General features: G+C 71.2%; 25 protein-coding genes. 9 read left to right on the plus strand and 16 right to left on the minus strand.

Going from position 1 to position 23312, the window contains the following annotated elements; genetic code table 11:
- The first annotated feature begins 26 nt into the window (after nucleotides 1-26).
- Nucleotides 27-1649 (plus strand): chaperonin GroEL, encoded by a 1623-nt coding sequence (groL, locus tag ABT147_RS17625; protein WP_351406853.1) that lies wholly within the window; start codon nucleotides 27-29, stop codon nucleotides 1647-1649.
- Nucleotides 1650-1879: 230 nt separating this feature from the next.
- Entirely contained in the window at nucleotides 1880-3019 is a 1140-nt protein-coding gene (locus tag ABT147_RS17630; protein WP_351406855.1) for an NADH:flavin oxidoreductase, read from the plus strand.
- Between the two features lie 53 nt (nucleotides 3020-3072).
- Here the strand turns inward: ABT147_RS17630 and ABT147_RS17635 are convergent, their stop codons facing one another.
- The 5 genes from ABT147_RS17635 to ABT147_RS17655 all read right to left on the minus strand — a co-directional run bounded on the left by ABT147_RS17635 (nucleotide 3073) and on the right by ABT147_RS17655 (nucleotide 6646).
- Nucleotides 3073-3741, minus strand: coding sequence for a Uma2 family endonuclease (locus ABT147_RS17635; protein WP_351406857.1), 669 nt, complete (start codon nucleotides 3739-3741; stop codon nucleotides 3073-3075).
- Between the two features lie 59 nt (nucleotides 3742-3800).
- A complete protein-coding gene (locus ABT147_RS17640) occupies nucleotides 3801-4745 on the minus strand; it encodes a hypothetical protein (RefSeq protein WP_502983100.1) in 945 nt (314 codons plus the stop codon).
- A gap of 228 nt (nucleotides 4746-4973) precedes the next feature.
- Nucleotides 4974-5525, minus strand: coding sequence for a DinB family protein (locus tag ABT147_RS17645; RefSeq protein WP_351406859.1), 552 nt, complete (start codon nucleotides 5523-5525; stop codon nucleotides 4974-4976).
- Between the two features lie 37 nt (nucleotides 5526-5562).
- Complete coding sequence (locus ABT147_RS17650; RefSeq protein ID WP_351406861.1) at nucleotides 5563-5823, minus strand: DUF397 domain-containing protein; 261 nt, start codon at nucleotides 5821-5823, stop codon at nucleotides 5563-5565.
- The gene (locus ABT147_RS17655) at nucleotides 5807-6646 is read right to left on the minus strand and encodes a helix-turn-helix domain-containing protein (RefSeq protein WP_351406863.1); all 840 of its coding nucleotides are present in this window, start codon (nucleotides 6644-6646) and stop codon (nucleotides 5807-5809) included. Before ABT147_RS17655 ends, ABT147_RS17650 begins: the two co-directional genes overlap by 17 nt.
- Nucleotides 6647-6762: 116 nt before the next feature.
- On the opposite strand from ABT147_RS17655, the gene ABT147_RS17660 reads away from it, so the two are divergent.
- From ABT147_RS17660 to ABT147_RS17670, 3 genes are all read left to right on the plus strand, one after another.
- The gene (locus tag ABT147_RS17660; RefSeq protein ID WP_351406865.1) at nucleotides 6763-6993 is read left to right on the plus strand and encodes a hypothetical protein; all 231 of its coding nucleotides are present in this window, start codon (nucleotides 6763-6765) and stop codon (nucleotides 6991-6993) included.
- On the plus strand, nucleotides 6990-7202 hold the full coding sequence (locus ABT147_RS17665; protein ID WP_351406867.1) for a hypothetical protein: 213 nt from the start codon (nucleotides 6990-6992) through the stop codon (nucleotides 7200-7202). Before ABT147_RS17660 ends, ABT147_RS17665 begins: the two co-directional genes overlap by 4 nt.
- Nucleotides 7203-7273: 71 nt before the next feature.
- On the plus strand, nucleotides 7274-8128 hold the full coding sequence (locus ABT147_RS17670) for a preprotein translocase subunit SecD (protein ID WP_351406869.1): 855 nt from the start codon (nucleotides 7274-7276) through the stop codon (nucleotides 8126-8128).
- Between the two features lie 41 nt (nucleotides 8129-8169).
- Here the strand turns inward: ABT147_RS17670 and ABT147_RS17675 are convergent, their stop codons facing one another.
- From ABT147_RS17675 to ABT147_RS17685, 3 genes are all read right to left on the minus strand, one after another.
- A complete protein-coding gene (locus ABT147_RS17675) occupies nucleotides 8170-8748 on the minus strand; it encodes a hypothetical protein (protein ID WP_351407112.1) in 579 nt (192 codons plus the stop codon).
- A 249-nt stretch (nucleotides 8749-8997) separates the two neighbouring features.
- Entirely contained in the window at nucleotides 8998-9951 is a 954-nt protein-coding gene (gene murQ / locus ABT147_RS17680; RefSeq protein ID WP_351406871.1) for an N-acetylmuramic acid 6-phosphate etherase, read from the minus strand.
- A gap of 137 nt (nucleotides 9952-10088) precedes the next feature.
- Nucleotides 10089-11030 (minus strand): MurR/RpiR family transcriptional regulator, encoded by a 942-nt coding sequence (locus ABT147_RS17685; RefSeq protein WP_351406873.1) that lies wholly within the window; start codon nucleotides 11028-11030, stop codon nucleotides 10089-10091.
- 56 nt (nucleotides 11031-11086) lie between these two features.
- Between ABT147_RS17685 and ABT147_RS17690 the strand changes: the two genes are divergently transcribed.
- Together ABT147_RS17690 and ABT147_RS17695 are read left to right on the plus strand one after the other, a co-directional pair.
- Nucleotides 11087-11479, plus strand: a complete 393-nt coding sequence (locus tag ABT147_RS17690; RefSeq protein ID WP_351406875.1) for a DUF8819 family protein — start codon at nucleotides 11087-11089, stop codon at nucleotides 11477-11479.
- Nucleotides 11476-11748, plus strand: a complete 273-nt coding sequence (locus ABT147_RS17695) for a DUF4031 domain-containing protein (RefSeq protein ID WP_351406876.1) — start codon at nucleotides 11476-11478, stop codon at nucleotides 11746-11748. Before ABT147_RS17690 ends, ABT147_RS17695 begins: the two co-directional genes overlap by 4 nt.
- 18 nt (nucleotides 11749-11766) lie before the next feature.
- Here ABT147_RS17695 and ABT147_RS17700 read toward each other — a convergent pair whose 3' ends face one another.
- The 4 genes from ABT147_RS17700 to ABT147_RS17715 all read right to left on the minus strand — a co-directional run bounded on the left by ABT147_RS17700 (nucleotide 11767) and on the right by ABT147_RS17715 (nucleotide 16001).
- On the minus strand, nucleotides 11767-12669 hold the full coding sequence (locus tag ABT147_RS17700) for a hypothetical protein (protein ID WP_351406878.1): 903 nt from the start codon (nucleotides 12667-12669) through the stop codon (nucleotides 11767-11769).
- A gap of 156 nt (nucleotides 12670-12825) precedes the next feature.
- Nucleotides 12826-13938: a GNAT family N-acetyltransferase gene (locus ABT147_RS17705; RefSeq protein WP_351407115.1), complete on the minus strand. Its 1113-nt coding sequence runs from the start codon at nucleotides 13936-13938 to the stop codon at nucleotides 12826-12828.
- Nucleotides 13939-13967: 29 nt separating this feature from the next.
- A complete protein-coding gene (locus ABT147_RS17710) occupies nucleotides 13968-15185 on the minus strand; it encodes a Cmx/CmrA family chloramphenicol efflux MFS transporter (RefSeq protein WP_351407117.1) in 1218 nt (405 codons plus the stop codon).
- A gap of 114 nt (nucleotides 15186-15299) precedes the next feature.
- Nucleotides 15300-16001, minus strand: a complete 702-nt coding sequence (locus tag ABT147_RS17715; protein ID WP_351406880.1) for an HD domain-containing protein — start codon at nucleotides 15999-16001, stop codon at nucleotides 15300-15302.
- Nucleotides 16002-16036: 35 nt separating this feature from the next.
- Here ABT147_RS17715 and ABT147_RS17720 point away from each other — a divergent pair, with 35 nt between their 5' ends.
- On the plus strand, nucleotides 16037-16714 hold the full coding sequence (locus ABT147_RS17720; protein WP_351406882.1) for a maleylpyruvate isomerase family mycothiol-dependent enzyme: 678 nt from the start codon (nucleotides 16037-16039) through the stop codon (nucleotides 16712-16714).
- A gap of 24 nt (nucleotides 16715-16738) precedes the next feature.
- On the opposite strand, the gene ABT147_RS17725 is transcribed toward ABT147_RS17720, so the two are convergent.
- The 3 genes from ABT147_RS17725 to ABT147_RS17735 form a co-directional block, all read right to left on the minus strand.
- Nucleotides 16739-19909 carry a S8 family peptidase gene (locus ABT147_RS17725; protein ID WP_351406884.1) on the minus strand — a complete coding sequence of 1057 codons (3171 nt, stop codon included), beginning with the start codon at nucleotides 19907-19909 and terminating at the stop codon, nucleotides 16739-16741.
- 287 nt (nucleotides 19910-20196) lie between these two features.
- Complete coding sequence (locus tag ABT147_RS17730) at nucleotides 20197-20403, minus strand: DUF397 domain-containing protein (protein WP_351406886.1); 207 nt, start codon at nucleotides 20401-20403, stop codon at nucleotides 20197-20199.
- Nucleotides 20363-21226: a helix-turn-helix domain-containing protein gene (locus ABT147_RS17735; protein ID WP_351406888.1), complete on the minus strand. Its 864-nt coding sequence runs from the start codon at nucleotides 21224-21226 to the stop codon at nucleotides 20363-20365. The genes ABT147_RS17730 and ABT147_RS17735 overlap by 41 nt, the downstream gene beginning before the upstream one ends.
- 170 nt (nucleotides 21227-21396) lie before the next feature.
- Between ABT147_RS17735 and ABT147_RS17740 the strand changes: the two genes are divergently transcribed.
- Nucleotides 21397-22113: a copper homeostasis protein CutC gene (locus ABT147_RS17740; protein ID WP_351406890.1), complete on the plus strand. Its 717-nt coding sequence runs from the start codon at nucleotides 21397-21399 to the stop codon at nucleotides 22111-22113.
- A 349-nt stretch (nucleotides 22114-22462) separates the two neighbouring features.
- On the opposite strand, the gene ABT147_RS17745 is transcribed toward ABT147_RS17740, so the two are convergent.
- Entirely contained in the window at nucleotides 22463-23284 is an 822-nt protein-coding gene (locus ABT147_RS17745) for an NPP1 family protein (RefSeq protein WP_351406891.1), read from the minus strand.
- Between the last annotated feature and the right edge of the window lie 28 nt (nucleotides 23285-23312).

Here is a 23312-nt window from a genome sequence, read left to right on the forward strand (position 1 = left end):
CCCCCTGTCCGGGAGGACCACTTCACATGGCCAAGATCATCGCGTTCGACGAGGAGGCACGGCGCGGCCTCGAGCGCGGCATGAACCAGCTCGCGGACGCCGTCAAGGTGACGCTCGGCCCCAAGGGCCGCAACGTCGTCCTCGAGAAGAAGTGGGGCGCCCCCACGATCACCAACGATGGTGTTTCCATCGCCAAGGAGATCGAGCTCGAGGACCCGTACGAGAAGATCGGCGCCGAGCTGGTCAAGGAAGTCGCGAAGAAGACGGACGACGTCGCCGGTGACGGCACGACGACCGCGACCGTCCTGGCCCAGGCGCTGGTCCGCGAAGGCCTGCGCAACGTAGCCGCCGGCGCCAACCCGATGGCCCTCAAGCGCGGTATCGAGAAGGCCGTCGAGGCCGTCTCCGGTGCGCTGCTCGACCAGGCCAAGGAGGTCGAGACCAAGGAGCAGATCGCCTCCACGGCCTCCATCTCCGCCGCCGACACCCAGATCGGCGAGCTCATCGCCGAGGCGATGGACAAGGTCGGCAAGGAAGGCGTCATCACCGTCGAGGAGTCGCAGACCTTCGGTCTGGAGCTTGAGCTCACCGAGGGCATGCGCTTCGACAAGGGCTACATCTCGGCGTACTTCGCGACCGACATGGAGCGCATGGAGGCGGTGCTCGAGGACCCCTACATCCTCATCGCCAACTCCAAGGTCTCCAACGTCAAGGACCTGCTCCCGCTCCTGGAGAAGGTCATGCAGTCGGGCAAGCCGCTGCTGATCATCGCCGAGGACGTCGAGGGCGAGGCCCTGTCGACCCTGGTCGTCAACAAGATCCGTGGCACCTTCAAGTCCGTCGCCGTCAAGGCCCCGGGCTTCGGTGACCGCCGCAAGGCGATGCTGAACGACATCGCCATCCTCACGGGCGGCGAGGTCATCTCCGAGGAGGTCGGTCTCAAGCTGGAGAACGCGACCCTGGACCTCCTGGGCCGCGCCCGCAAGATCGTCATCACCAAGGACGAGACGACGATCGTCGACGGCTCCGGTGACACGGACCAGGTCGCCGGCCGGGTCAACCAGATCCGCGCCGAGATCGAGAACAGCGACTCGGACTACGACCGCGAGAAGCTCCAGGAGCGCCTGGCGAAGCTCGCGGGCGGCGTGGCCGTCATCAAGGCCGGTGCCGCGACCGAGGTCGAGCTCAAGGAGCGCAAGCACCGCATCGAGGACGCCGTTCGCAACGCGAAGGCGGCCGTCGAGGAGGGCATCGTCGCCGGTGGTGGCGTGGCCCTGCTCCAGGCCTCCTCGGTCTTCGAGAAGCTGGACCTGGAGGGTGACGAGGCGACCGGCGCCAACGCCGTGCGGCTCGCCCTGGAGGCCCCGCTCAAGCAGATCGCCGTCAACGGCGGTCTCGAGGGCGGTGTCATCGTCGAGAAGGTGCGCAACCTGCCCGTCGGCCACGGCCTGAACGCCGCGACCGGTGAGTACGTCGACATGATCGCCGAAGGCATCATCGACCCGGCGAAGGTCACGCGCTCCGCTCTGCAGAACGCCGCCTCCATCGCCGCGCTCTTCCTCACCACCGAGGCCGTCATCGCCGACAAGCCGGAGAAGTCCGCCGCGCCCGCCGGTGGCGGTATGCCGGGCGGTGACATGGACTTCTGATCGACCCCGGGTCACCCCGGTCGATCACCGTCCTTCAGTACCGAGGGCGGCACCCCCTGGACGCGGGGGGTGCCGCCCTCGGGCGTGTCCGGGGTCACAGTGGGCGGGGGCGGGGTCGCGGAATTCCGGGGCGGGCGGGGCGGTTGTGCGAGAGGACGCTATATGCGTGTGCATGGAATGCATACCGCCTGGCATCCAGTCATCCCCTCTCCCCTTCAAGGAGTCCCCACGTGACCACCGCCTCCACGACCTCCGCCGCCTCCACCTCCCGTGCCGCCGAGATCCTGTCCCGGCCCGTCACGATCAACGGGCTGACCGTTCCGAACCGGATCGCCATGGCGCCCATGACGCGGGTGTTCTCGCCCGGTGGTGTGCCGGGGGCGGACGTGGCCTCGTACTACGGGCGTCGGGCCGCCGCGGGGGTCGGTCTGATCGTGACCGAGGGGACGTACGTCGGGCACGAGACGGCCGGGGACCTGGACGGGGTGCCGAGGTTCGCCGGTGAGGAGCAGCTCGCCGGGTGGGCGAAGGTCGCGGAGGCCGTGCACGCCGGGGGCGGCACCATCGTGCCGCAGCTGTGGCACATCGGGACCGTCCGGCAGCAGGGCAAGCTCTTCCCCGAGGCCCCGGTCCTCGGCCCCTCCGGGCTGCGCGTCGACGGCACCGAGGCCGAGGGCGGCCGGGCCATGACTCAGGCCGACATCGACGAGGTCATCGCCGCCTTCGCCAAGTCCGCCGCCGAGGCCGAGCGCATCGGCATGGACGGCGTCGAGATCCACGGCGCCCACGGCTACCTGATCGACCAGTTCCTCTGGGAGCGCACCAACCGCCGTACGGACGCCTACGGCGGTGACCTCGTCGCCCGTACGAAGTTCGCGGCGGAGATCGTGGCGGCCGTACGGGACTCCGTGTCCGCCGACTTCCCCGTCATCTTCCGGTACTCGCAGTGGAAGCAGGAGGCGTACGACGCGCGCCTCGCCGAGACGCCCGAGGAGCTTCAGGCGCTGCTGAGCCCGCTCGTGGCGGCCGGTGTCGACGCGTTCCACGCCTCCACGCGCCGCTACTGGCAGGCGGAGTTCGAGGGCTCCGAGCTGAACCTCGCGGGCTGGACGAAGAAGCTCACAGGCAAGCCCACCATCACCGTCGGCTCGGTCGGCCTGGACGGGGAGTTCATCGCCGCGTTCGCCGGTGAGGGCTCGTCGACCAAGGCCATCGACGACCTGCTGGACGGGCTGGAGGCCGAGGAGTTCGACCTCGTCGCCGTGGGCCGCGCGCTGCTCCAGGACCCGGAGTGGGCGGCGAAGGTGCTCGACGGCCGCTTCGGCGAGCTGAAGTCCTTCGAGCCGGCGGCGCTGGGCTCGCTCAGCTGAGCCGACTTTTGAGGCGGGGTCGGGTCCAGGAGGGGGCCCGGCCCCGGCCTGTGTCAGGCGTAGTCCTTGAGCTTCTCGGTCTTGAGGGTGATGCTGACGGGGGCGGGCAGCTCGACGGTCGCGCCCCAAGGGTGGGAAACGACCTGCTGATAGCGGCCGTCCTTGGGTTCGCTGAAGACCTTGACGGTGTTGTCTTCGCGGTCGATGAGGAGGTAGACGGGGATGTCGGCTGCCGCGTAGCCGATGGGCTTGTCGATTCGGTCGCGCTGGTCGGTGTCGCGGTCGTGGGAGGTGATCTCCAGGGCCATCAGGATGCCGTCGGTCTCGGACCACTCGCCGTGCCCGACGAGATGGTCCACCGGCACGAGCACCGCGTCGGTGCGGGCTCGCCCCTTGCGATATGCCTCGGCCTTGACGCCTGATTCGGGCGCGAGATCAAGGTCGGGGCAGTGGAGAAGGAACTGGCGCACCAGCCAGAGGTAGATCGAGCGGTGGTTGCCGTCCGGCACTGCCTTGACCTCTAGTTTTCCGTTGATGTACTCAAGCCGGACGGTCTCCGGTGCCCGCCGTGCCAGTTCCTCGAAGTCCTCGACGCTGAGCGGGTCCTTGGTGCGGACGCGTCCGTCGACGAATTCGAGCCGTACGTGCCGGGGGGCTGCGGCGGCCAGTTCTTCGAAGTCCTCGACGGGCATCTGCGGGCGTTCTGCGGTGCTGGGGGTCATGGCGTCGCCTCCTCCCTTCCATCGTGCCCTGGGGTGATGCCGTCGGACCGTAGGAGCGGTCATACGGGTGTCCTCTCTCGTGGCTGTCGTGACATCGCCGCACGGATCTGGGCCGCGTGGGTGTGGACCTCGGCGGCTGAGAGGGGCGCGTTGTCGCGCGCGGGGGCGCGTTCGCCTCGGCAGGTGGCGCAGGTGCCGCCCGGCAGGGCCTCCGGACGGCCCGGGGTGCGGCACTTGGCGCACTCCAGCATGCGGAGGGGTGGGCGTACGGGGTCGGGGGCGGGGGCCTGTTCCGGGGGGAGCTTGCTGATCAGGCGGGTGCGGAGGATGGCCACCGGGCTGTGGACCGGGGTCGGCAGGCCCGAGGTCAGGGCGTGCCGCACGGTCTCGTCGCTCGCGCCGCGCTCGAACCACGGCAGCAGCAGCGGGGCCAGCGCCGCGCAGTCCGCCTCGGAGAGGGACAGCGCGGGGGTCTCCCGGCCCAGGGCGGCCAGGAGGATGTGGGCGCGGCGGCGGGTTGGTGCCGTCCCCGGCGTCCGCGATGGCTCCGGCCCCCGCGACAGCTCCGGCTCCTGTTCCGGCTCCTGCGGTACGTCGCCCCGTGTGAACCTCGCCCACCAACTGTCGTTCCGGGCCGTCCGGGACCACCACGATCGGGTGATCCAGCGGGAACTGCCCGACTCGGCGGTCAGGTGCTCCCGGCCCCGGCGCAGATGGCCGGCGTCCTGGAGCCTGTTGAGGGCCGTCCGGAGCGCGCACTGTCCGTACGGGAGTTCCTTGGCCAGCGTCTTTACGGAGATGTCGGCGCCCTCGGGGAGGCGGTCGATGTACGCGGCGATGGCTGCTTCGCGGGGGAGGAGGCCCGTGAAGTCGTGGGCCTTGCGGGGGTGTTGGCCGGGGGTGGTGCGCTTCCCGTAGCCGGGGTTGGCCAAGGGATGGGGGCGCGGAGGGCCGGGTACCGGGTGCGCGGGCAGGGAGGCAGCACTAAGGTTGGCATCAGCCATGGGATCGCTTGTTCCGATCTCGTAGGTCAAGCCCCCGCAGGTGTTGGTAGCACCTGGCGGGGGCTGTTTCGTCTGCGCGCACGTTATCAGCATCGTCACGGTGCGTGGCAAGTCGAATGCGTCAAGTCAACTCGCCGGGTGGGAGGGTGGGTTGAGGCCCACCTCCCATTCCTTGAAAAGAGGGCTCGGGGCTGGCGGCTTGAGCTTCGGGACCGGTCGGCCCGCGCGTCAGCCCATGCTCTTGGCGCCGTCCAGGGACTCCCGGATGATGTCCGCGTGGCCCGCGTGCTGGGCCGTCTCCGCGATGATGTGCAACAGCACCCGCCGGGCCGACCAGTGTGCGTCCGCCTCGAACCACGGGGCCTTGGGCAGCGGGTGAGAGGCGTTCAGGTCGGGCAGGGTGGCGACCAGTTCGTCCGTCTGCCCGGCCGTCTTCTCGTACTCGGCGAGCACACCGGCCAGCGTCTCGCCGGGCAGCAACTGGAACTCGTCGGCCCGACTGGCCCAGTCGGCCTCGGTCATGGCCGTGAAGTCGCGCATCACGGCGGAGCCGTTCCGGATGAAGTCCGCCCAGTTGCGTTCCACGGAGGTGACGTGCTTGATCAGGCCGCCGAGGCACAACTCGCTGGCGGTTGTTCGCCGGGCGGCCTGCTCGTCGGTGAGGCCGTTGGTGGTGAAGCGCAGGAAGTGGCGGTGTTTGGCCAGCGATTCCAGCAGGTCGGCGCGCTCGCCGGTGGTCGGGGTGGGGGTGGCTGTCGGGGCGTTCTGGGTGGTGTTCATGGCTTCAAGGTAGGAGCCATGTAGGTCAGATCCCGGCCTATTGCTTGAGGTCTTCGACGAACGCGGCCCAGCTCTCCGCCCGGAACACGAGCTTCGGGCCGAGGGGGTTCTTGGAGTCGCGCACGGGGATGTGGGTGGGGTGGCTGACGGCAACTTCGAGGCAGTTGCCGCCGTCGCCGCCGCTGTACGTCGACTTGCGCCAGCGGGCGACCTCCAGGCAGTTGCCGCCGCTGCCGCCGCTGTAGCTGGACTTGTGCCAAGTGGCCGCGTCCAGGTCAAAGTCAGGAATGCTCCTCATGTTCGTAATCCTGAGCCATCGCTTCGAGCATGACCAGGGAGTTCTCTGGTGGGAGCGCGGCGGCGGTGAGGAATTCGAAGGTGCGCCGCTGATAGCGGACCGTGGCTGGGTCGTCCTCCAGTCGTCCGGTGCCGACGCCCTCGTAGTAGACCAGCGGCGGTGCCTCCGTGAAGTCCATCAGCTTGATGGAGCCCTCCATCGACGCGTGGGCGCCGGAGTTGAACGGCAGCACCTGCACGATCGCCCGGCTCTGGCGGATCATCCCGGCGATGTGGCGTAGAGCCTCTGCCATCACCTTGGCCCCGCCCGTCGCACGGCGCAGCGCGGCCTCGTCCAGGACCACCCACAACAAAGGATCTGCTGGATCGTCGAGGATGTGCACGCGCTCCATCCTGGCCGTCACCAGTTCGTCGATCACCCTCTGCGGTGCCGTCGGCTGATACGCGCGGAAGACGGCTCGCGCGTACTTCGGTGTCTGGAGCAGGCCCGGGATCAGCAGCGGCGCGTACTCCCTGATCTCGGTGGCCTCCGTCTCGGCCTCCGCCGCTTCGGCGAAGTGCTCCGGGTACTTGGACTTGGCGGCGGCCTGGCAGTTCCGTAGGAAGAAGTCCCCCGTCTCCAGGGCCACATCGATCAGCCGCGCGATCTCCGGCTGAAGGCGCCGCACGGCCGACTCCAGCTGGCCCACGAACGAACCGCTCACGAACAGCTGCTGGCCCAGCTCCTCCTGGCTGAGCCCTGCCCGCTCCCTCGCGTGGCGCAGCTCGGCGCCCAGCAGGGCCCGCGGTGACGACGACGGGTCCAGATCCTTCGGTCCTGGCATGGCCACAGCGCTCCCTGTCCAGCAGACCCCATGTTGGGGCGTCGTATCTGGCCAGGCTAGATGCCCCTCCGCCACGCTGTGTGGTGAATCGGAAACCCAGCGTGGAGGAAGCGGACGTGAAGAACAGAGCGGCAGCGACATCGCGGACCAGGGTGCGGTCGACCGAGGAGGCCGTGGAGCAGCTCGATCACGCCCTGCGCGGAGTCGGGATCGTGCTGCCCTCCCTGCGAGTCGACCCGGTCAGCGCCGCCAGCGAACTGCCGTACCCCCTCGTCGAGTTGGGCCGCTGCAACCTCCAGGTCGCCGCCAACCTCGCCGCCGTCCTGCGCAAGGCGGCGGAGACGTGACCGCTCCGCAGCGGTCGTACGCCGTGGACGTACGGGACGGCCGGCTCGGTGAGGTGATGGGCCGCGAGGGCGGTTACGTGCAGTTGCGGCGGGTCGGGGGCGGCCGGGAGTGGGACTGTCCGCCGGACGCGCTGCGCGAGGCCGCCCCGGGGGAGGTGCTGCGGGCCCGGGTGCGGCAGGTCAACGAGGAGGGGCGGCTGCCGTGTTGAGGTGAGGGTGTCCCCTTTGTGCGATATCCGTGCCACGCTGACGGTCACGGATCGAGGGGCGGGGGACGGCTATGCGGTGCAGAGTGCTCGGGCTGGTGTGTCTGGTCGCGCTGGTGTGCGGGTGCGGTGGCGGCTCGGGCGGTGACTCGAAGGCGGCGGGGTCGTCGGACGGGCCGCGCGGTACGAAGGCGGCCTCGCCCTCCGCCTCGGATCGCTCCGGGGTGGGTCGAGCCCTCGTCACGTTCGGGGCCGCCGAGCCCGTGAGCGCTACGGCCCTGGAACGGGCCGCCGAGCTGATACGGGACCGGGCGGAGGCGGCCGGGCTCAGAGGCGTCGAGGTGACGGTCGAGGAGAAGCGGCAGATCACGGTGACCGGCCCGGCCGACCGGCGGGAGTCGCTGAAGTCCCTCGGGGCGCCGGCCGAGCTGGCGTTCCGGCCGGTGCTGACCCAGACGCCGACGGCGGACGAGGCCACGTGCCGGACGGGCGTGGAGGCGTCACCGTCGCCGCCCCCGTCGCGGCCGCTGACCGCGTGCGGGGAGGCACAGGGCGCCCTCTACTCGTACGAACTCGGCCCCGTCGCCGTGTCCGGCACGGAGGTGTCCGACGCGGAGGCGGACGTCGACCCGGAGCTGGGGTCGGGCTGGTTCGTGGCGCTGGAGTTCACCTCGGCGGGCGGGGCGAAGTTCGCCGATATCACCGGTCGGCTGGCCCGACAGACCGCGCCGCAGAACCAGTTCGCCATCGTCCTCGACGGCACCGTCGTCTCCGCCCCCGCCGTGAACACCGCGATCACCGGCGGCGAGGCACAGATCTCCGGCAGCTTCACCCGCCGGGAGGCCGAGGAACTGGCGGCCAACCTGAACACGGGCGCCCTCCCCGTACGCCTGACGGTGTCCTCCGTGACGACCCTCCCGGTCGGCTGAGCGGCAGGGGCCGGTCGGCTGTGGCCTGTCGCGCGGCTCGCTCAGACGTTCCCCATCGGCTCGATGTCCATCCGGACCGGCTCGCCCCAGATACGCGTCACGTCGTAGTCGGTGAACTCCTGGACCAGGCGGTAGGCGATGGCCGGGCGGGGGCCCCGGCGCTGGGCGGCGAGATACAGCTCGGCCTCGCGGCGGTCGCGGCGGGGGGTGCCGCAGAGCTGCCAGACCTGGCCGTTCCACGCCTCCGGGAGCCAGCGCTGCTGGGGCTCGGGGCGGTCGTCCCGTACGCCGTAGCGGGACGGGGTCGGGGTGGCGGGGCCGGTGGGGCGGGGAGGGCCGTAGCTGTCGTTCAGCTGGGTGCGGCGGGCGGAGCGGCGGCGGGTCTCGCAGAGGAGGCAGCGGTCGGGGGCCTCCTCGTCGACCGGGCCGTGCGGATGCTCGGCGCAGCGGGTCGTCGGCGCGGCGGCCGTGACCGTCTCGTCGAGCAGCTCCAGAGCTCGTCTGATGTCCGCCTTCACCTCGTGCAGCCGGGCGTCCGGCGTGTCGGCGTTCAGCGCGTCGCCGTGTTCCCCGAGGACACGCAGGGCACGGCCGAGGGCGGTGAGCTGGGCGTGGTTCACGAGCTCGGTCCTTCCCTGGGAGATATGGACGGCATGGTCGACATGGATGACATGGGCGGGCGCCACAAAGACACCAGCGATCCCCACCACCGTGCCACACCCCACTGACAACCCTTCCGAAGGGCAGGCTCGACCACGTGGGACATCGAAGGGGCCGAGGCAGCTCACCGCGCGGACAAGGAGGTCCACCGCGCGTGAGTGGTCACCCGCTGGGCTCGTCGGCCCTGTGACGCCTGCTCCGGGGGCGCCTCACCGCATCGCCGCCGCCAGGGCCGCCCGCAGGTGGCCCTCGTTCTCCGTGAGCAGGCGGGCCGCCGTGGTCGCGTCCACGCCGCTCAGGATGGTGAGGATGGCGTGCTTGACCTGGCCGTTCGCGGCGGTGAGGGCCGTTTCGATCTCGGTGTCCGTCGCGCCCGTGGCGAGGGCGACGATGCGGTGGGAACGGGCGCGGAGCTTGTCGTTGGTGGCCCGGAGGTCGACCATCAGGTTCCCGTAGGTCTTGCCCAGGCGGATCATGGTGACCGTCGAGAGCATGTTGAGCACCAGCTTCTGGGCCGTGCCCGCCTTGAGGCGCGTCGAGCCGGTGACCAGCTCGGGCCCGACGACGATCTCGATGCCGTGATCGGCCGCCGCCGCGAGCGCGCTGGCCGCGTTGCAGGACAGGCCGACCGTCAGCGCGCCGGCCGCGCGCGCGTGCTCCACCGCGCCCACCGCGTACGGCGTGCGCCCCGACGCGGAGACGCCCACCACCGTGTCGTCGGGCGTCAGCCCCAGTGCGTCGAGGTCGGCCCGCGCCAGCTCCGCCGAGTCCTCCGCCCCCTCGATCGAGGTGACCATGGCGTCCCGGCCGCCCGCGATCAGGCCCACTACCTGGGACGGGGCCGTGTTGAAGGTCGGCGGGCACTCGGACGCGTCCAGGACCCCCAGCCGGCCCGCCGTGCCCGCGCCCGCGTAGATCAGCCGGCCGCCCCGGGCCATCCGCTCCGCGATGGCGTCGATCGCCGCCGCGATCAGCGGCAGCTGAGCCGACACCGCCGTCGGCACGGTCGCGTCCTCGGCGTTCATCAGTTTCGCGATGTCGAGCGTCGGCAGCTGATCGATGTCGGCCAGCTCCGGGCGGAACGCCTCCGTCGTCAGCGACTCCAACTCGGCGCGCACGGAGAGGTGGTTGGGGAGGGCGGAGGCGTTGGGGGAAGTGGGCATGGTGACTCATTCCGTGCGAGGCGGTGCGGCTGTGCCTTGGGCAGACAGACCGTGGTTGTCTGCGGGTGCGTTGTGGTCGGTCGCGCAGTTCCCCGCGCCCCTTGACGGGGCACAACCCCCACGGGGCGTGGTGCCCCCTACCGTGACGGTCCTCCGGTTCGATGGCGGTGGGCCAGCGCCTCGTACGACGCGGACAGCGCGGGCGCCGCCGATTCGTACGTCCGTTGGGCCACGCCGATGAACAGGCAGTCCACCACCAGCAGTTGACTCGTCCGGGACGACATCGCCGCCGGTCGCAGCTCGCTCTCCCGGGCCGTGGACGTCGTCAGGACATGGTCGGCGTACTGGGACACCGGCCCGTCAGGGCGGCCGGTGATCGCGATCGTCGTGGCCCCGTGGTCGAAGGCGACCCGCAGCGGTTCGATGACGTCGCCCGTCGAACCGGAGTGGGTGATCGCTATGGCCACGTCCTTCGCGCGGAGCTGCACCGCGTTGGTGACGGCGAGATGCGGGTCGCTGTGCGCGTGGGCTATCAGCCCTATGCGGAGCAGCTTCTGCGTGAGGTCCTGGGCGACGAGTCCGGACGCCCCGACACCGTAGATGTCTATGCGGCGGGCCCCGGCGAGCGCTCCGACCGCCGCGCCGAGCTGCGCCATGTCGAGTCCGGCCGCCGTGTCCGCGAGGGTCTGCTGCTCGTCGTACGCGAGCTTGGCGACCACGTCGGGGAGCGGGTCGTCGACCGCGATGTCGGCCGTGACCGACGGGGCGCGGCCCGACTCCTGGTGGGCGGCGAGGCCGGCGAGGGCGAGGCGCAGGTCGCGGTAGCCGGGGTAGCCGAGGAGGCGGGCCGTGCGGACGACCGTCGCCTCGCTGGTGCCGGTCAGCTCGGCGAGGCCGGTGACCGTGAGCGCCGCGCAGCCCGCCGGGTCGCTCGCCACGGTCTCCGCGACCCGCTGCATGGAACGTGTCATGGAAGGGGCCAGCGTCCGCACCTTCGCCGCGAGCGCGGCGGGGGCGGGCGGGGTGTTCGCGGCCCTTCCCGGGAGAGGTGCGAAAATTTCCTTCACGTCATCGCTCACATCTTGAAAGATATTTTCTGTCCGGCCGTATGGTCAAGGGCCGCACAATGGATTGCATGAGTCCCAGCAGTGACCCCGCGAGTCCCCTCGGCCCCCTTGAGCAGGCGCTGCACGCCGCCCGTGCCCTCGTGCTCGCCGACCTGGCGTCCGGCGAGGTCGCCGAGGCCGATGTCGTCTCGATGGTCGAGGACTCCGTCGTACAGCGCCGGTGGTGGGTCGAGCAGTGGCCGGAGGGTGCGCCGTACGTCGCCGGGCTCGTCGCCCAGGACGTCCAGGACGCCCTGCTCGAACGGTACGGCCGCTGGCCCCTCTGCCCGGTCTGCGACGGCGGCGACCCGCACGCGCTCGACGTCGAACCGGAGCTGGGGCCCGATCCGCAGTGGGTGTGCCACAAGGCGGGGGTACGGGTCGCGGCGGTCGGGGCGCTGGGCGAGGCGCTGTCCTCATGACCCTCTATGTCGATCCCCCCACCTGGCCGGGGCACGGGCGTATGTGGTCGCACCTCGTGAGCGACGTCTCCTTCGACGAACTGCACGGCTTCGCGAGGGAGTTGGGCATCCCCGAGCGCGCCTTCGAGCGCGACCACTACGACATCCCGTCCCACCGCTACGAGGAGGTCGTGCGGGCGGGGGCCGTGGAGGTGGGCTCGAAGGAGCTGCTGCGGAGGCTGACCGGGGCGGGGCTGCGCAGGCCCAAGCGGAGGGGGGCTTCGGCGTGAGGGGTCGGGTCTGCCCGGTCAGTCGACGAAGACGGGTTCCAGTCCCTTCCACCAGGTGATGAGCGCCGCCGGGTCGCTGCCCATGACCTGGAAGATCGCGTCGCGGTCGTAGTAGGTGCAGACGATGACGTACTGGGTGCCGTTGGGTGTGTAGCAGGACATGTCGCCGGTGGGGTCGCCGGAGTCCGACTCGTACCAGGAACCGCGCACGTTCCACATCTGCGAGCAGTCGCCCTCCTGGAGGGTGCCGCCGTAGGCCCGGTAGACCTCCTGCTGCTTGCTCCTGGACGGGTACACGGCGACGCTCGCCTTCGTCGTGACCGGGCCGGTGGTGATGCTCTCCGTGGTCACCGTGCAGGTCACGGCGGCGTCGGAGCCGGGCGCGATCTCGCTCACGCAGCTTTCGCGCGTCCACTGGTTCTCGTTGAGCGAGTCGCGCAGGTCGCGCTCGGCGGTGGTGAGGCCGTCGCCGGCCCCCGTGTCGTCGTCGGGGTCCGACCCGCCGGTGGTGGTCGTGTCGTCCGTGCCGCCGCCCGTGCCGCCCGTGGTGGTCGTGTCGTCCGTACCACCGTCCGTCGAGCCGATCGAGCCGATCGAGCCGATCGAGCCGGTCGAGCCGGTCGAGCCGCCGTCCGTCGAGCCCGTCGTGCCGCCGGTGTGGGCGTCCACCTTCTTGTCGCCGGTGCCGCCGGTCACGCTGCCGCCGGCGGTCGTGCCGCCGTCCGAGCCGCCCTTGCCCGAGGTCGCCGCCGTCACCACGAAGCCCACGACCGTGAGCACGCTGCTGACGATCAGGCTGATGACGGCGATGCGTACGCTGCGGCGCCCGTGGTCGGCGTCCGGGTCCGGCAGGGGCGGCCCCGGCGGGGGCGGGGGAGGGGTGCCGGGGCCGTTCGGGCTGTTCGGGCCGTGCTGAGTCATCGTGATCCCCCGATCCCCCGATGCGCGCGAGCGCGTGCGACGCTTTCGCGCCCGCGCTCACGGCATTCGCGCCGCTGTGACCGAATTATCGGGACCGCGACAGCGCCCGGGACAGGGGAAACCGCGAGAAACCGGAACTGTTGGGCCCGGCGTACGTCAGGCGCGCAGACGGAGTTCGTACGCGAACTGCTCCCCGTGCTCCCCGTCGCCCCAGTCCTCGCTCACCCTCTCGAATCCGGACCGCGAAAGGACGGCCTGCGAAAGGGAGTTGGCCTTCTCGACGACCGCGAACAGCGACTGTACGTCCCCCTGTTCCCGGGCCCGCTCCCGCGCCCAGCCGGTCAGCGCGCCCAGCGCCTCGGTCATGTAACCGCGTCCGCGCGCCCCCTCGACGAGGTCGTAGCCGATCTCGACGCGGCCCTCCTCGTCCGGGGCGCCGTGGTAGCCGAGCGCGCCGACGGCGAGCCCGTCCTCCTTGCGCACGAGCGCGAACATGCCCCACTCCGGCCGGTGCACCCCCGCCTCGTACGCCTGGAACACCAGGCCCGCCCCGATCCGCGTCCCCTCGACGGGCCCGCCGACGATCCAGTCGAAGCCACCGGTGCCGTCCTCGGCGAGATCGGCCGCGGCGGCCGGATGGACGCCCTGGAGCACGATCCGCTCGGCGTCGATGTGCAGCGGGTTGTTCCACTGCCACCGCGTCACGGGCGCGCGGCCCGGCAGCTCGCCCCGGCCGGTGGCCCACAGCAGCGTCGCCCAGGGGTCGTCACCGGGCCTGACGTACGGGAAGAGGCGCGCGAGGACGGTCTCGCACAGCTCGATCGGCGGTACGGAGGCGGATGCCGGGAGACCGAGGCCCTCCGCGATGTCGTGCGTGTGCAGCAGCACCTCGGTGACGCCCATCGCCGCGAAGCCCTCGCGGTCGGCCGCGCGGAACGGGTACGGGTGGAAGGCGCGGACCTCGCGCGGGGTGGCGGCGACGGCGGCGGAGAGCAGGGCGCCCATCGTCCGGATCACCTCCAGGAGGTCGGCGTTCGCCTCGTCCCCCTGGCAGTCCGACAGATCGAGCTCGAACGGTACCCAGCGCGTCGTCGGCCGCCCCGCCAGTTGCCCCGCGTACTCGATCAGGTCCAGCGCGATGTGTTCGGCGGTCTGCCGGCAGTCCCACTCCAGCCGGCCCGCCTTCACGCCCTCCCAGTCCTGGTCCAGCACTGTCCCCAGCACCGCGAGACAGTGCTCGACGGCTTCCCGTACCTGTTCCCCGCCCATTGGTCGCATGGCCGCGAGAATAGGCGGGGTCAGACGTCCGTACGTACCGGATTTACGGCGGTCTCACCGACGGGGGCCCTGGCCACGAGGCGGGAGGCCCGGGTGCGGCGGTGGAGGCGGAGCGAGACGGCGGTGGTGGCGAGGGCGGCCGCGGTGATGGCGCCGCCCGCCCAGGCCGTGGCGGCGAAGCCGTGGCCCGCGTCGATGACGACGCCGCCGATCCAGGGGCCACCGGTGTTGCCGAGGTTGAACGCGGCGGTGGTGGTGGCACCGGCGAGGGTCGGGGCGGCGCCGGCGACGTTGAAGAGGCGGGCGTTGAGGGCCGGGGCGGTGTAGAAGCAGGACACCCCGAGGAGGAAGGAGAGGAGGACGGCGGCGACGGCGTACTGGGCGAGCAGCGCCAGGGCCACGAGGAAGACGGTGGAGGCGGTGATTCCGCTGAGCAGCACCCCGAAGAGGTGCGCGTCCGCGACCCGGCCCCCGACCGCCGTGCCGATCAGCGCGCCGATCCCGAACAGCGCGAGCACCGTCGGCACCCAGCCGTCGTCCAGCCCCGCCACGTCCGTGAGCAGCGGCGCGAGGTAACTGAACGCGCAGAAGACGCCACCGGCGGCGAGCGCGACGACGGCGATCGAGAGCCAGACCTGCCGGTCGCGGTAGATCAGGGCCTCCCGGGCGAGCCGGGGCCGCTCGGCGGGCAGCGGGATGGCCGGGACGAGCGTGACGACGCCGACCAGCGCGATCGCGGAGGCCACCGCCACCGCCCAGAACGCCGACCGCCACCCGAAGTGCTCACCGAGGAACGCCCCCGCCGGCACGCCCAGCACATTCGCGATCGACAATCCACCGATCATGATGGCCAGTGCCCGGGCCCGCGCGTTCACCGGCACCATCGCCACGGCCACGGCCGCGCCGACCGCCCAGAACCCGGCACAGGCGAGCGCGCTCGCGATGCGGGAGGCGAAGAGGACGGCGTAGTTGGGTGCGAGGGCTCCGGCGATCTGTCCGAGGCCGAAGACCAGGATCAGGGTGACGAGGGTCGTCCGCCGGGGCAGACGCAGCGTGGCCACCGCCAGCAGCGGCGCCCCGATCACCATCCCGATCGCGAACGCCGAGATCAGCAGCCCTGCCCGTGGAATGGACACGCCCATGTCCTCGGCGATGGGCGGCAGCAGCCCCGACAGCATGAACTCGCTGGTCCCGAGCGCGAAGACGGCGAGACCGAGGACGTAGACGGAGAGGGGTATCCGGAAGCGGGCATGGTCGGGCGAGGGAGCGGCGGGTGAGGACATATTCAAGGGCAACAGGCGGTCAAGGGGTCGCATTCCCCGACGTGGACGGGCAACCGGCTTGGCCCGCCGTCAGTCCACCGTGAGTGCGGCCAGCTCCGACCGCAGGTTCTCGCGGGCCCGGCCCTCCCACTCCCGCTCGCCGTACGGCGTTCTGAACAGCCGTGGCAGGTCGAGAAGCTGCCGCAGTACGGCCGCCCGGCCCGCCCGGAAGGCGTCGTCGGGCACGAACCCGTACTCCTCGCGGACGGCGGCGGCGTAGGCGGCGTACGCGTCCGGCTCCGAGGCCAGGATCGCGAGGTCCGCGTCGCACAGCACCTGCCCGTTCGGGTCGTCGTCGGCCGGGTCGTGGGTGACGGTGAGGCGCACCAGCCGGGCGACCTCCGCGACCTTCGCCTCCGGCACCCCGGCCTCGGTCAGCGCCCGCTCGGCGATCCGGGCCGACCGCTCCTCGTTCTCCGACCGCTCCGGCTGATACACGGCGTCGTGGAACCAGGCGGCCAGGCGTACGAGGTCAGGGTCCGCCGCGTGGTCCTCCAGCACCTCGACGCGGTCCAGCACCGCCGTGAGGTGGTCGAGGGTGTGGTACTTCCGCTGCGGCTCCGCCCACCGCTCGATCAGGTTCTCGGAGAACGGGAACGGGTCGGGGTAGCAGGCCCCGTCCCGCGCGGACAGCAGCGCGGGCAGCCAGCGGTAGTGCAGGGCCTCCCGCCGGGTGTCGACGGCGTCGGCGCCGTGGTCGGGATCGGGAGCGGGGTCGGGCTCGGACGGCATATACACATTGTGCCCCTCCCCCTAGCGTGGATCCCATGACGACCATGGCTGATACACACGACGTACGGGACCCCGGACTCCCCGCGCGGCTGCTGGCCGGTGAGCGTGACGTGCTGGTGCCGCTGTTGCGGGAGCGGCCGGAGGGGGACTTCGGGGCGGGGACCTGTTGTCCGGGGTGGAGTGTGCGGGATGTGCTGGCGCACTCCTCGGCCGCGCTGTCGCGGGTGGTGGAGGGGCGCTTCGAGAAGGGCGTGTTCAGTCCGGAGTCCAACGACCGGGACATCGCGGAGCGGGCGGAGTGGCCCGTCGCGCGGATCGTGGACGAGCTGGAGCGGGGCATGACCGAGGCGGGCCCGGTCATCGCCGACGCCGGTGGCGCGCTGGACGGGGTCGCCCTCGGGGAGTGGGTGCACGCCGGTGACGTACGCGAGGCCTGGGACCTGCCCGGGGCGTACGGTGGCTCCCAACTCGGCCTGGCGGTCGAGCTGTTGACCCACCTGACCCGGGCGCGCGGGACCCGCCCGCTGCACGCCGACCTCGACGACACCGACGAGCCCCTGCTGCTCGGCGCCCCGAGCGGTGAGGCGCCGCCCGCGCGCTACCTCGGCGACGCCACCACCCTCGTACGGCTCTACTCGGGGCGCCGCCCGCCCGCCGGTACGTCGTACGAGCTGGCCGGCGCGACCGAGGCCGAGCTCAACCTGTACGCCTGAGCCCGGCCGCGTCTGTGGTGACGGCTACCGCAGCAGGTACGCCTTCACCACGGTGACGTCGTACGTGTTGCCGCTCTTGTCCGTGAGCTTCGCCTTGAAGGAGACCGACTTGGCCTTCTTCGGGTGGTTCAGCTTGAGGCTCCGCTCGCCCTTCTTCGTGGTGACCGGGGCCTTGGACCACTTCTTGCCGCCGTCGTAGGAGACCTGGACGGTGAGGGACTTGAGGCTCTTGGCCGCGGGGCCCTGGAGGGTCAGCGGGACCGTGAACCCGCGGCCGGCGGGCGCGCTGCTGGACAGGTCCAGTTTCGGGGCGAAGCGGACCGACGAGAGCGGCAGCTTCTTGTAGTCGTCACCCGTGGTCTTCTTCGAGGTGAAGGTCCAGGCCGCGACGAGACGGGTGGTGACACCGGCGACCTTCGTGGAGCGGGTCGAGTCCGTGCTGATCCGGTACTTGGCGGACCTGGACGGCAGACCGTCGATGTCCTGGCAGAGCGGCCCCGCCGCGTCCATGAGCTTCTTGCCGTCGACGGTGACGACGGCGCGCTGCCCGGTGGTCGCCGACTCGACGAAGTTCCCGGAGACGTCCGCGAACTCCCCTATGCAGACGCTGAGTTCATTGCCCCAGCGCCGGGCGGTGTTGTACTCGTCGATCTTCGGGCTGAACACACCGACGTTGTACGTCCGCGTGTACGTCTGCCCGGCCCGGTAGGTCCGGGAACCGGGTTCCGCCACGAAGACATCGAGCTCGCCGCTTGCTCCGGGCCGGAACTGACCGGCGCTGAAGCTCCACTTGATCCCCTTGGCCGCGGTGACGTAGGTCTTCGCGGTGGCCGGCAGGGCGAACGGCTTGCTGACCGACTCGTACCCGGCCCCCGAGGCCGTCTCCCAGATCGGGCTGATCGCGCCCTTGGCGTTCTTGACGGAGGCGCCGATCCCCAGCTTCACCAGGGCGAGTTCACTCGTGGCGACCTTGCGGGTGAGCCCGGTGAACAGCGAACCGCCGCGGTCGTAGACCAGGTTGTACGTCGTACTGCCCTTCTGCCAGATACCGGCGACCTGCGAGCCGAGCTCCTTCGCCGGCAGCGTGCCGCCCACATGACCGGTACGGAACCCCTTGAAGGAGTCCGACTGCCAGACCGAGTTGTGGAAGAAGGGACCGCTCTCCAGGGAGTACCTCACGAACGTCTGCACGCTCTTGGCGGACCCCGGCACGGTGATGTCCACCGGCTTGGCCTTGCGGGCGTCGAACGTCACCGTGGTGTTCTTGGAGACGGTGAGCTTCGGCTGCGCCATCAGCGCGAGGTCCGGGCGGTCCTGCGCCCCCTTGGGGGTCCGGACCAGCGTCTCCAGAAGGTAAGTCCCCTTCGGCACACGGGTCTTGGCGACTCCGTCGCCGTCGGTGTCGTACGGGTCCAGCTGGAGGTCGACGTTCTGGCCGAGGACCAGCGTCCCGGACTGGGAGGGCCTGCCCTCGGTGTCGACGTACTTCAGGGTGAGGTCGTACGCCTCCGACTCGCGCTGCACGGCGAACGAGGTACGGACGCGCTGGCCGCCCTCGGTCGCGCGGGCGACGAGCACCCCGGCGAACACGCCGTCCTGGCCGCCGATCCGGGTGTCCGCCGTGAGGTCGACGCCCGCGGTGCCGCCCGCCGGGACGGTGACCCGGTCGGCGCCGACGGTGAAGAAACCGGCCGGTGCGGGCTTGCCCTTCGGCCCCGTCGTCTCCGTCGACAGGTCGAGGGTGACGGGCTGCGGGCCGTCGTTGCGGTAGGTGATCCGGCGGGTCACCGGCTTGTCGTCGGCGTGCGGCCACAGCTGCGTGCCGAGGTTCACCGAAGCCTGCTCGCCGCTCACGGTCTGGGTGAGCGCCCGCGCCAGGTCGGTCCGCCCGGTGCCCTGCTGGAACGGCGACAGACGGGCGCCGGGCTCGGTGGCGGAGGTCAGCGCCCGCTTGATCCGCTCCGCGCTCCACTCCGGGTGCCGCTGCGCGAGGATCGCCGCAGCGCCGGCCACGTGCGGGGTCGCCATCGACGTACCGGACATCGAGACATAGCCGGGGATGGCCGGGGTGCCTTCGACACCCTTGGCGGCCTTCGCCGCGACGATGCCGACGCCCGGAGCGGTGAGGTCCGGCTTCAGCGAGCCGTCGGCCGTGGGGCCGACGCTGGAGAACTCCGCGATGCCGTCCTTGCGGTCGACCGCGCCGACGGTGAGCGCGGAGGCCGCGCTGCCGGGGGAGCCGATGGTCGTCGCCTCGGGGCCCTCGTTGCCGGCCGCGACGACGAAGAGGGTGCCGCTCTCGGCGGATATACGGTCGACGGCGGCCTCCAGCGGGTCGTTCGCCACCGAGTCCTCGCCGCCGAGGGAGAGGTTGGCGATCCTGGCGCCCTGGTCGGCGGCCCACTGCATGCCCGCGATGATGCCGGAGTCCGAGCCGAACCCCGCGTTGTCGAGCACCTTGGCGTCCAGGATCCGCGCACCGGGCGCGACCCCCTTGTGCGTGCCGCCGGACTTGGCCCCCGATCCCGCGACGGTCGACGCGACATGCGTGCCGTGGCCGACGTGGTCGACGGTGCCGCCCGAACCCGAGAAGTCCTTCTGGGCGATCTCGACGCCCTTGAGGTCGGGATGCGTCTCGTCCACACCGGTGTCCAGTACGGCGACCTTCACATCCTTACCGTCGTACCCGGCCCGCCAGGCCGTCGGGGCGCCGATCTGCGCCGTGCTCTTGTCGAGGGCGGCCTTGCGGCGGCCGTCCAGCCATACGTGGGCGACACCCGGAGCCGTCGTCAGGGCCTGCCCGCCGTGGCGGTCGGCCGCGGTGAGCGCGTCCCAGACCTCGGCCGCACCGCTCTTGGGCGCGGTCAGCGCCTCACCCCGGAGAGCGGGCAGTTCGCGGCCCACGCGGACATCCGCCTCCGCGATCGCCGCCCGCGCGGTGGCCCGCTTCTCCGTGTTCTTCGTGTACGAGACGATCAGCGGCACCGTCGCCCGGTGCGCGTCGTCGTACTCGGCCCTGAGCAGCCCCGTCACATTGAACAGCCGACGGTCCACCGTGCCCCGCCCGATCAGGGGGAGCGCGTCGGCCGGCAGGACGTACGTCTCGTCGCCCGTCCGCTGGACGGACATCGGGATGCCCTCGCGGCCCTCGCCGGGCTGGACGCGGGTCACCCGGCCCTCGGCGTCGACGTGCACCCGGTCGCCGGATATCAGTGTGACGACGGACCCGGCCCCCGCGCCTGCCCTCGTCCCGCCCGACCCGGTCCCGGCTCCCGACCCGGCTGCCGAAGCGCCCCCCGCCACCGTGAGACATGTCGTGACCAGTGCGGCGACCATGGCCGCACCCATACTTCTTCTGTACCGCAGCACAGTTCTCCCACCCCTGGAACCGTCGATGATTCGCTCATGGAAGACGGTCGCGGAGTGTCAGGCGTTGCGCCTGAGTACGCCTACTCAGGTTCGTCTGGGCGATCGGACGTGACCTACTCGCCCGTCCGCCTCACGCCCCCCACGAAGCGGGACCATGCGGCGGCCTGGAACACGAGGACGCCACCGGCGGGGTTCTTGCTGTCTCGGACGGGGACGAGGCCGGGGTGAGCGGCGCTGACTTCGACGCATTCGTCGCCGGCGCCGTCGCTGTAACTGCTCTTACGCCAGGTCGCGGTCCTCAGATCGGGTGCGGTCCGCATCCGCGTACTCCTTGGCCGCCTGTTCGATCAGCGCGAGGGACGCGTCAGGCGACATCGCCGCGGCCCCGAGCAAATCGTAGGTCAGCGCAGAGCGGGCGAACACGGCCGGATCGTCCAACAGGCGCCCGGATTCGGACCCTTGGCAGTACACCATCGGAGGGGCGTCGCTGAAGGTCATCAACTTGATGATGCCTGCGTTCCCGGCGTGCACCCCCGCGGAGATGGGCAGCACCTGGACGATGATCCGGTTGCCCCGGATCATGCCGGCGACATGGCGGAGCTGCTCGGCCATCACCGCCGGGCTGCCCGCCTGACGCCGTACGACGACCTCGTCGATGATCGCCCAGTACAGGGGCGGCGTCGGACTGTCGAAGATGTGGGCTCGGGCCTTTCGGAACGCCACTCGCTCCTCGACGACGTCTTCCGACACGAGCGGGTCGTACGCCCGGATCACGGCCCGGTTGTACGACGGCGTCTGGATGAGGCCGGGTACGGAAGTCGGCGCCCAGTCCTTGATCGTGACGGCCACTCCTTCCAGCTCCACCACATCCGCGAAGTGCGCACGGTAGGGCGACTCCCGCGCTGCCTCCAGGTTCCGTACGAAGAACCCGTCCGTCTCCAGGATCTCGTCCACCGACTTCGCGTACTCCGGACGCATCCGTCGGATCCCCGCCTCCAACTGGCCCACGAAGGACCCGCTGACGAACATCGCCGCTCCCAGCTCCTCCTGGGACAGCCCGGCCCTTTCCCGCCGGTGGCGGAGTTCCGCGCCGTACATCGCACGGGTCGACTGGGACGGGTCGAGAGTCTTCGGCTTCGGCATGGGCAACTCCCTCTCGCACGACCGGTCTTGTTGAACGGCGCCCAAAGCAGGGTAGATGCGGACAGTGGTCGTCCGCGTGCGAACCGTGACGATCGCGTCCAACACCCCGGGTTGTTGTTAAATTGGACTAGACCTGTTGTCGTCACGTGTAGCCCGACGGAAGGGGCCCCATGACCACGCGCGCGCTTCTGGAGGTGATCGCCCTCGACGCCGAGGACGCCGTCGCCGCCCAGACCGGAGGTGCCGACCGGCTGGAGCTGGTGGCGGATATGGCGGCGGACGGGCTGACGCCGACGGTCGCGACGTTCGTGGAGGTGCAGGCGGCCGTCGACATCCCGGTACGGGTGATGCTGCGGCTGGCGGACGGGTTCGCGGCGGGTGGTGTGGACGCGTTGGTGCGGGTCGCGTGCGACATGCGGTCGGCCGGGGCGGAGGAGTTCGTGCTGGGGTTCCTCGGGGAGGACGGCGGGCCGGATCTGGACGCCGTGGAGCGGGTGGTGGCCGAGTTGGACGGGCGGGCGTGGACGTTCCACCGGGCGATCGACCGCGCCGCCGACCGGGACGCCCTGCGCAAGCAGTTGGCGGACCTGCCGGGGTTGGACACGTATCTGACGGCGGGGTCGGGGGTGGGGGTGGACGACGGGCTGCCCGTGCTGCTGGCGGAGGCGGCGCGGCGGGGTGACCCCGGCTACACGCAACGCCTGATGGTCGGCGGTGGTCTTCGCCTGGACCACCTCCCTCGCCTGCGTGCCGCCCGCGTCGACGCCTTCCACATCGGTGGCGCGGCCCGCCCCGGGGGGTGGGCGGCACCGGTCGCGGCCGAGGCCGTACGGGAATGGCGCTCGGCCTTGGACACGCGCCCGGCCCGCGCAACCGCTTTGCGCTGACGCGCGGGGGTGCGTTGTCGGGTGCGGCCCGGTGGGGCTTCTCGCGCAGTTCCCCGCGCCCCTGAAGATTCAGGCCCCTGCGGGCCTGAAAGACCACGGCCCACGGGCCTGGAAGACGATGGCCGCCGGCCTGAGAGTCGACGGCCCCGCCAGCCTGAAAGTCGACGGGGCCGGGGGCTGAGAGGTGACGGGTCAGCTTGAAAGGCGACGGGGCTGCGGGCTGAAAAGCATGGGGCGCAGCCCCTGCTTTTCAGGGGCGCGGGGAACTGCGCGAGAAGCCCCACCGGGCCGGCACCCGACAACGCACCCACCCACCCCCACGCACCCCCGGCCAAGCCCCCCGCAGGGGTTACGCGTTGGGGTTGAACGAGATGCCCGACGGCATGGCCGCCGCGAGGTTGGACGCGAAACTGCCGTCCTTCAAACCGAAGTTGGCGCTGCCGAAGTCGTAGGAGACGAGCGTGTCGCGGACGGCGGTCGACGGGTAGCCGTTCCAGCCGACGAGCGGCGGGTACTGCCACGTGCCCTCGTGGTTCTCCGGCGGCTCGTCGTTCGAGCCCGCGAGGCGGAAGCAGTGCGTCCTGATGCCGTCCTTGTGGTACACGATCTTGGGGTGGGTGCCGGACCAGAGCACCGACGACGCGGCGTGCACGGTGTAGCCGCCGTGGTTGGACGTCGAGACGTACCGCGCCGTGCCGTCCTGCACCCAGACCACCACGTGCTCCCAGTCGTGCCGGTGCCCGCCGATACCGCTGCCCGCGACCGCCTGGTCCTTCTCGAAGTACAGGTCGTACATGATCGCGCACCAGCCGTTGTTGCACTTGTAGCGCGAGTAGCCGTTGGTGTTGTCCAGGTCCGACTGGTCGTGGCAGTCGCCGCTCAGTGAACCGGTGGGCTTCAGACCGCCGTTGACCGTGCCCGTGGGGCCGATCGCGGGGGTCGGGTAACAGCCGTCCGTGTCGTAGTCGTAGGCCGGCTGCCAGGTCGTCTCCAACGCCTCCGCGTTGGCGGGCAGCGCGGCCGGCGGTGCGGCGTACGCGCTGCCGGCGACGCCGACGACCAGCGCGAGCGCGCCGCCGACGGTGAGCACGGATCTGCCGATGCGGGAGCTTGTCTTCACTGCGTCCTCCTGGTGGACCGCGGCGGGGGGATGCCGATGTGGGGGTGACATGCGCAGGTCAGGTTCGCCTTACCCGTGG

The sequence above is a fragment of the Streptomyces sp. NPDC001868 genome, assembly GCF_040297125.1.
In the GTDB taxonomy this organism is placed as follows: Bacteria; Actinomycetota; Actinomycetes; order Streptomycetales; family Streptomycetaceae; genus Streptomyces.

Coding starts and splice junctions, on each gene's coding strand:
- groL (WP_351406853.1), top strand. CDS start 27: ATGGCCAAGATCATCGCGTTCGACGAGGAGGCACGGCGCGGCCTCGAG.
- ABT147_RS17670 (WP_351406869.1), top strand. CDS start 7,274: ATGCGGTGCAGAGTGCTCGGGCTGGTGTGTCTGGTCGCGCTGGTGTGC.
- ABT147_RS17700 (WP_351406878.1), bottom strand. CDS start 12,669: ATGACTCAGCACGGCCCGAACAGCCCGAACGGCCCCGGCACCCCTCCC.
- ABT147_RS17715 (WP_351406880.1), bottom strand. CDS start 16,001: ATGCCGTCCGAGCCCGACCCCGCTCCCGATCCCGACCACGGCGCCGAC.
- murQ (WP_351406871.1), bottom strand. CDS start 9,951: ATGCCCACTTCCCCCAACGCCTCCGCCCTCCCCAACCACCTCTCCGTG.
- ABT147_RS17745 (WP_351406891.1), bottom strand. CDS start 23,284: ATGTCACCCCCACATCGGCATCCCCCCGCCGCGGTCCACCAGGAGGAC.
- ABT147_RS17740 (WP_351406890.1), top strand. CDS start 21,397: ATGACCACGCGCGCGCTTCTGGAGGTGATCGCCCTCGACGCCGAGGAC.
- ABT147_RS17655 (WP_351406863.1), bottom strand. CDS start 6,646: ATGCCAGGACCGAAGGATCTGGACCCGTCGTCGTCACCGCGGGCCCTG.
- ABT147_RS17730 (WP_351406886.1), bottom strand. CDS start 20,403: ATGCGGACCGCACCCGATCTGAGGACCGCGACCTGGCGTAAGAGCAGT.
- ABT147_RS17645 (WP_351406859.1), bottom strand. CDS start 5,525: ATGAACACCACCCAGAACGCCCCGACAGCCACCCCCACCCCGACCACC.
- ABT147_RS17735 (WP_351406888.1), bottom strand. CDS start 21,226: ATGCCGAAGCCGAAGACTCTCGACCCGTCCCAGTCGACCCGTGCGATG.
- ABT147_RS17705 (WP_351407115.1), bottom strand. CDS start 13,938: ATGGGCGGGGAACAGGTACGGGAAGCCGTCGAGCACTGTCTCGCGGTG.
- ABT147_RS17690 (WP_351406875.1), top strand. CDS start 11,087: ATGAGTCCCAGCAGTGACCCCGCGAGTCCCCTCGGCCCCCTTGAGCAG.
- ABT147_RS17720 (WP_351406882.1), top strand. CDS start 16,037: ATGACGACCATGGCTGATACACACGACGTACGGGACCCCGGACTCCCC.
- ABT147_RS17695 (WP_351406876.1), top strand. CDS start 11,476: ATGACCCTCTATGTCGATCCCCCCACCTGGCCGGGGCACGGGCGTATG.
- ABT147_RS17650 (WP_351406861.1), bottom strand. CDS start 5,823: ATGAGGAGCATTCCTGACTTTGACCTGGACGCGGCCACTTGGCACAAG.
- ABT147_RS17640 (WP_502983100.1), bottom strand. CDS start 4,745: ATGGCTGATGCCAACCTTAGTGCTGCCTCCCTGCCCGCGCACCCGGTA.
- ABT147_RS17635 (WP_351406857.1), bottom strand. CDS start 3,741: ATGACCCCCAGCACCGCAGAACGCCCGCAGATGCCCGTCGAGGACTTC.